Source organism: Nostoc sp., from assembly GCF_041747015.1.
Lineage (GTDB): Bacteria > Cyanobacteriota > Cyanobacteriia > Cyanobacteriales > Nostocaceae > Nostoc.
This window is the reverse complement of record NZ_JBGTFY010000401.1, coordinates 1-6,451: the sequence shown is the minus strand read 5'-3', so window position 1 is coordinate 6,451 and position 6,451 is coordinate 1. Positions and strand designations below refer to the sequence as shown.

General features: G+C 39.8%; 5 protein-coding genes. 1 reads left to right on the top strand and 4 read right to left on the bottom strand.

Going from position 1 to position 6,451, the window contains the following annotated elements; translation table 11 throughout:
* Nucleotides 1-171: 171 nt before the first annotated feature.
* Nucleotides 172-324: a hypothetical protein gene (locus tag ACEW80_RS31495; RefSeq protein ID WP_373530380.1), complete on the bottom strand. Its 153-nt coding sequence runs from the start codon at nucleotides 322-324 to the stop codon at nucleotides 172-174.
* Between the two features lie 11 nt (nucleotides 325-335).
* Nucleotides 336-1,976 (bottom strand): PhnE/PtxC family ABC transporter permease, encoded by a 1,641-nt coding sequence (locus ACEW80_RS31490; protein WP_373530381.1) that lies wholly within the window; start codon nucleotides 1,974-1,976, stop codon nucleotides 336-338.
* Between the two features lie 303 nt (nucleotides 1,977-2,279).
* Between ACEW80_RS31490 and ACEW80_RS31485 the strand changes: the two genes are divergently transcribed.
* The gene (locus ACEW80_RS31485; RefSeq protein WP_373530379.1) at nucleotides 2,280-4,199 is read left to right on the top strand and encodes an AbiA family abortive infection protein; all 1,920 of its coding nucleotides are present in this window, start codon (nucleotides 2,280-2,282) and stop codon (nucleotides 4,197-4,199) included.
* Between the two features lie 79 nt (nucleotides 4,200-4,278).
* On the opposite strand, the gene ACEW80_RS31480 is transcribed toward ACEW80_RS31485, so the two are convergent.
* Nucleotides 4,279-5,058, bottom strand: a complete 780-nt coding sequence (locus ACEW80_RS31480) for a phosphonate ABC transporter ATP-binding protein (protein WP_373530378.1) — start codon at nucleotides 5,056-5,058, stop codon at nucleotides 4,279-4,281.
* Between the two features lie 355 nt (nucleotides 5,059-5,413).
* On the bottom strand, nucleotides 5,414-6,328 hold the full coding sequence (locus ACEW80_RS31475; RefSeq protein WP_373530377.1) for a putative selenate ABC transporter substrate-binding protein: 915 nt from the start codon (nucleotides 6,326-6,328) through the stop codon (nucleotides 5,414-5,416).
* Nucleotides 6,329-6,451: the final 123 nt, after the last annotated feature.

The following is a 6,451-nucleotide window of genomic DNA, read 5'->3' as shown; positions in this document are numbered from 1 at the left end:
TACCAGCGCACTCCCCACAAAATGATGTCAGGAGCAAAGTGACGCCATTTGAAAGGAAACTTAGAGTTCATAAATCGGAGCCGGATAGTAAGTATAAATGCTATTTCTACCAGAACTCACCAGTTTTTGCAACACAACCTTTTTCTGGAGGTTATTAATGACTCGTTCCGGTTAACGTTGCTCATAATAATCTATGTCAGGATCTTGATAGTCGCCTCCAGATGTCCAAAGTCGGTAAAAAATTCGTGCCAACTTATGAGCAGTAGCAGTAATAGCTTTGAGTGTACCCAGGCGAGAACGCAAGCGACGATAAAAAGCACCCAAGGCAGAATTTTTCAGCGTAATGTTCGTCGCACTGTAGCACTAATCAGATCTACCACAAAGGTTAGACAAGTAAAACATATTAGGGTAGCAATAATACCTTTATAGTCAAAGTTACTTAACTGTTCGGTAAGCAAACGACCTAGACCACCAGCACCTACAAATCCCACAATCACCGTTGCTCGGATGCAGACTTCCCAGCGGTAAAGCATATATGCAACAAAGCGAGGTAGGGTGCGGGGTAAAATGCCGTAGAGGAAGACTTGAGAACCAGTAGCGCCCAAAGCTTTAATAGATCGCGCTGTTCGTTCATCCAGATTTTCTATCACTTCTGCCATCAAACGTCCCAAGATGCCCAGATTATGGATACCAAGGGCGATCGCTCCTGGCAAAATACCTGGGAAGAATACAAACAGAAAAATCAACGCCCAAATTGATTCAGGGATAGCGCGAGTAAACAGTAGTAAAAACCGTGCGAATACCGAACCGGCGGTTAACCAGCAGCGATGACTATTATCTCCTGTATCTAGAATTCCTCCTGATAACAAAAAATTATTTGCCGCAGAGAAAGAGAGCAAAATGCCGCCCAGCCCTGCAATAGTAATCGCTAGAATGGACATAGCCAGGGTTTGCGCTGAAAGGGTGAGCACTTGACTCAATTGACTAATATCGGGTGGGAAGGAGTCTTGAATTACTCTTGCCAAAAGTTGAGCAGTTTGGGGTGTCCAAAGTTTAGTGAAATCGGCTTTGACATACCAAAAGGAGAATATTAGCAAAACGATTGTGCCAAATGACGAAAGGTTCACTAGGCGATTACTTTGGTTAAGTGGCTTTTGGTAGGAGAAGTTCAAAGTATTCAAATTTAGGCGACTAGGTGCGCCTAGACGACGACGCAACGTCGCACTCCAGAAATCAGTACTGCCACTTAATAGCATTAGAGCAATCAAAAATGTCCACATTTGCTCGTAACGCAAAGACTGGAGGCTGAGGAGAATCTGATAACCCAGTCCACCAGCACCGATGATGCCTAAAACAGCAGCGGAACGGATTGAGCATTCAAATCTGTAGAAAGTATAGGAGAGTAGGTTGGGAAAAGCTTGAGGAATCAGGCTGTAAGCAAAGGCATTCAGCGGCGGAACACCACTATTGAGCAGTACGCTCAACGAACCACGGGGTGTTTCATCTAAAATTTCTGAGAAAACTTTAGCGGTAATTGCACCAAAAGGAATGGCAATCGCCAATACCGCGACGAGTGGATCGAGTCCAAAAATGTTGATGAAAAATAGTCCCCAAATCAATTCATGAATCGCTCTAGGGATTGCCAAAATCGCTCGTACTAATAGCCACTGGGACTGAAAGCCTCCCACTAAGACAGACCACCACACCTCAGAAGACAGAATACCACCCACCAGACCGAGAAGCACACTGAAGAAAGTGCCACACACGGCATAGGCGAGAGTTTGCAGCGTTGCTTCTAGAGTCAGTTGCAGAAATTCAAAGCTGAGTTCAGGACGAGTAGCGGCCAGTAGAAAGCGCCACACTAGAGTCCAGCCACCAACATTCACTAAATCCCGCTCGAACAAGCCAGCTGTGTGCAACGACCAGATAACGGCAGCTACAAATAGCAGACCCCAGAAAGTATGCCAATTAACCAGTGAAGGTTGCTTGGGGAGGTCAGCTAGTTTGTGAACGCCTGTCTTTGGCACGGTTGTTAAAATTATGATTTACGTAAGTCATTTGTAAACATAACCTTACTAATATGTTTAACAAAAGTATGCCAGCCTTTTTAATTCACTGAGTTTGAGGAAGTGCGAGTCAACAGCTACTAGCAATCTGTAAGCGAATTATGACTGTTAATCTAGGTATGGACTAGCTATAAAGATGCTGTAAAGACAAATTGCTAGCTTATAAACACTTAATATTGATGTTATGGATAGAAGAATCAAATATTGCTGACTATGCAGAACTTTAACTCATCACAGCTAGGTCATTTTCTGGACTTCACTTTTTGGCAACAAGCTAAAAAGCTGTTAGACTTCCAGATTCAACAAATGGAGAAGAATAAGCACTACAACACGCTAAGTATGTTCTACTACAAGCAGATTGTTCCACTTACAATTGCCCTTGAAACAGAAGACTACTTTAATCAAAGAGTAGCAAGCAATCTTTTTTATGGTTTAAACCGTGAGTTTGCCTTCCACGATTATGTTATTCCCAAAACTTGTCTTGGGCTTCGCAATCAGAAGTTTTTTACCTATCCAATGAGAGTTTTATACTACTCAATAGGTCTTTACTTACTAAAACTATCTCAAAAATCATTACAAGATTATGTGAAAAACCATAAACATTTAAAATGCTACTATGGCGGCAATCTGCATTTTGAAGATAAATCTTTAGTAATTAATCATGAAACTACATTTTACCAAAATTACTACAAACAATTCAAAAAACAAGTTAGGATGCAAGCTAATAATGATATTGATAACAAGCTTGTAATAAAACTAGATATTCAAAATTACTTCGATCATGTTTCAGTTCCAATCCTTCTTCAACAACTTGACAGGTTTGTGAAACCGAGTGTTAAAGAAACTCTAAGTTTTGATGCTTCAACTAAGGAGCAAATTAATTTCTACTTCAACTACATATCAGAAAATAAGGGTGGAATTCCACAAGCAGACAATGACATTATTTCTGGATTTTTAGGGCATCTGTATTTACTTTGTAGTGACTTGGTTATTGATACAGAAATTTGTAAGTATAGAGATTTTCTCAAAGAATATCACATAATTCGTTATGTAGATGATACATTTATAGTTATAAATTTTTTAGAAACTACAGAAAAGCAGCAAAAAGAAACGATCACTGACTCACTAACATCCCAAATATCAGATGTACTTCATTATCATTCAGGTCTTAGGCTAAATACAAAAACTAGGCTTTACTGGCTTAGTGACCTAGAGCATAAGAAAGAACTCTTAAAGGATCTAAAGAAGGTTTCGCCTGAGTACCATTTTAATGATGATGACAGTGACGAAACTCCACAGAACAAAATCACCAATATTTTTGATGAACTTCAAAAGCTCAAGAGTTCAAGTATTGATATCTCACTTGGACATGACGGCTCTCTTCAAGAGGAAATATTAAAGGAAGTGTACAATAAAAATGTCAATCAACTTTTAGAAACAGAAAATAATAACAATCTTATTGAAGAAATTTTTACAGACTTTGATTTTAATTTTGTGAAGGCTATGCCAAGAGAAATAATTGTCATAATTGCTAAAAATGAAGTAGTTTTAAATAACTTTACTCAATTTTTGTATGAAAAGAAAGATTTGACAACTAGGGATATATATTTAATAATTAAGTATCTCTGTCAGACTAATTTTACGAACGATGAATTACTTGGCAAGCTAGAAAGTAATCCTTCCTTTAGACAAGTCATCAGCGTTTATCGAGAAGCCCAGATAGCTTCAGAGCGTCCAGGTTACTACGACTTACCAGATACAAAAGTGCTTCTACTTCTAGAAGATGCACAGATAGTAGAACAAATACGGCTGCGTGTATTCAATGAAAGAATTGGCTTTTATTCAGTTGCACTTAACCATCTTCTTAACGAAGTTCATGCAATTTGTTTGCTATTTGATCCAATTGATCCAACAAAAAAAAATAAATATGAAGTAGATGATGCAGTTAAATACCTTGCTTCTAAGTGGGTGCCTCACGGAACTTGCATAGATATTTGTAATCTTTTTGACAGAAGAAATCGTAATACGGTTTCGCATCCTGGTTCAAGGGAAAATATAGCTTGGGGAGTCACAAAAGACGAATACTTTAAGTATTTTGATGCTGTTAATAAGTGCTTGGAAATTATTCTATAAGCAACTAAGTGGTTATGATTGTTACATGATTTATGAAGATTTTAACTGCACAGACGCGGAGCAGTTTATAGCAAAAGCTTTACCGTCGCTCGTTAATTTTGTACAACGCTTCAACCATTGCTGGTGACACTGCTTCAACTGGTGCATCAAACAAAATACGTCCCTGTCTTAAGCCAATGATGCGTTTGTAATAACTGCGGGCATATTCAAAGGCATGAAGGCTAGTAACTAGCGTTTTACCGGAATCCTGGCTTAGATGGCGTAACAATTGCATAATCTCGCGGCTACGTTCTGGATCAAGACTGGAAATTGGTTCATCGGCAAGGATAGCACTGGGGTTTTGTACCAGGACCCGCGCGATCGCTACTCGTTGTTGTTGTCCTCCAGATAAGCGATCAGTACGCTCATACAGCTTTTCTAGAATTCCTACCTGTTTTAAGGCTCTTGCAGCTGTTTCAACCTCCATTGGAAATATTAGTGAAACAGCTGCTTTGAGAAACGACCAGCGACCTAAATGACCAGCATTAACATTATGGATAACGCGCAGGTTGTCTACGAGATGAAATTGCTGATATATAGTACCAATCTGGCGCTGGACTTGACGTAGCGCCTTGGAACGCAAACGAGCCAAATTGCGACCTAGTACCCACACTTCTCCTTGGGTAGGTCGCAAGGTACCGTTTAGTAAGTTGATAAGTGTACTTTTACCTGCACCACTGGAACCAACAAGAGCGACGCGGTCTCCAGTCCAAATCTGCAAGTTGATATCTATTAAGGACTGGAAGTTGCCAAATTGTTTGCTAACGCTTTTGAGTTCAAAAATTGGTAAAGGTACATTACTGCTCAAGGTGCTACACATATTACAACGCAAACAATCTCCCGCTTAGATAGATGAACAGGAAATTTTTATAACTTCCATGTTAGGATTACCCGAATCCCAGCATCAAGTCTTGCCGCAACTTTAAGGGGAGTTTCCCTTGATTATGCTGAAAACAAACCCTTTATTTCCATTCTTGCTGACTGTAGCAGCGCAGATGACACTGTCCTCTACACCCCAATTACAACGGTTTGTAGTCAGACAAATATATTTTTTATACTATTACATTTAACTGCAAAACACAAGTAGCTTCTTACAAAGTTCATGTAACATTTGAATTGCCAAAAGCAAAAATGTTTATAAATAGAGAAATATTGAATGAACTTGAGGGAGTATGTTATTTAATTTTGCCAATCTTCCGACCGATTGCTTCAATTTGCGCGTAATTAGAATTCTCGGTTGAGATAAATTTGTTTGCTTCTAAAAGTTCGAGAATTTCCTTTTGTTCAGGTACATTAGAGTCTAATTTCAAGAAGGCATCTTGTACTTTCTTGACAAAATCTGGTCCGTAGCGCTGTTTAACTTGTGGGTGAATCATCCAATGATAATCGTAGTAGGCAGGCGAGCGCCATATGACTTGCACTTTATCTAAATCTATTTCTTTGGAACCCACACGCTTAACCCAAACTTTCTCATTCACGGCACCGATATCGTAAGTGCCTGCTTCCACAAGTTTAATAGTTTTATCATGGTCGCCAGAAAAACCAACTTCACCTTTGAAGTCTTCTAGTTTGAGTCCAGCTTGTTGTAGGAAGTATTGTGGCATTAAGCGCCCTGATGTTGATGACTCGCTACCAAATGTTAAAGTATGCCCTTTAAGTTGCTTGAGATCAGCGATGCTTCCAAATGGAGTGATTCCGCTTTTCCTATTGGACACGAAAACACTATGGAATTTTTCGTCTACTTCTCGTTGGGCGATCGCTTGTGCACCTGGAACTTGCAGTCTTGCTTGAACACCAGTCAATCCTCCAAACCATACTAAGTCTAAATCTCCCACCTTAAAAGCTGTTACAGCTGCTGCATAGTCTGTGACAGGCTTGTATTCCACTGGTACGTCTAATTCCGTCTCTAGATAGGTGGCTAGTTTAGTGTACTGTCGCTGCAACTTCTGGGGATCTTGATCGGGAATTGCCCCTGTTATTAAAGGTCTTGCTTCTGTTTCACTCGTCGTAGAAGTCCCGGATGTGCCGAGTGAGCAAGCTACTGAGGATAATAACAACAGCAACAAACCTGACAACAAAACTTTTTTCATCCTGATATTTTGCTTTTTAGCTCCTTACTTAAATTCGTTGCTGAAGTCTTTGGAGTAGCTGCTCAGTTGATTCCTCTTCCAAATAGCTGTCTGGCCTAAAAAAGTTTCTGCAACACAACCTTT

Bases quoted from the DNA above. Each gene is read 5' to 3' on its own strand.
- ACEW80_RS31485 (WP_373530379.1), top strand. From the start codon at position 2,280: ATGCAGAACTTTAACTCATCACAGCTAGGTCATTTTCTGGACTTCACT.
- ACEW80_RS31480 (WP_373530378.1), bottom strand. From the start codon at position 5,058: ATGTGTAGCACCTTGAGCAGTAATGTACCTTTACCAATTTTTGAACTC.
- ACEW80_RS31475 (WP_373530377.1), bottom strand. From the start codon at position 6,328: ATGAAAAAAGTTTTGTTGTCAGGTTTGTTGCTGTTGTTATTATCCTCA.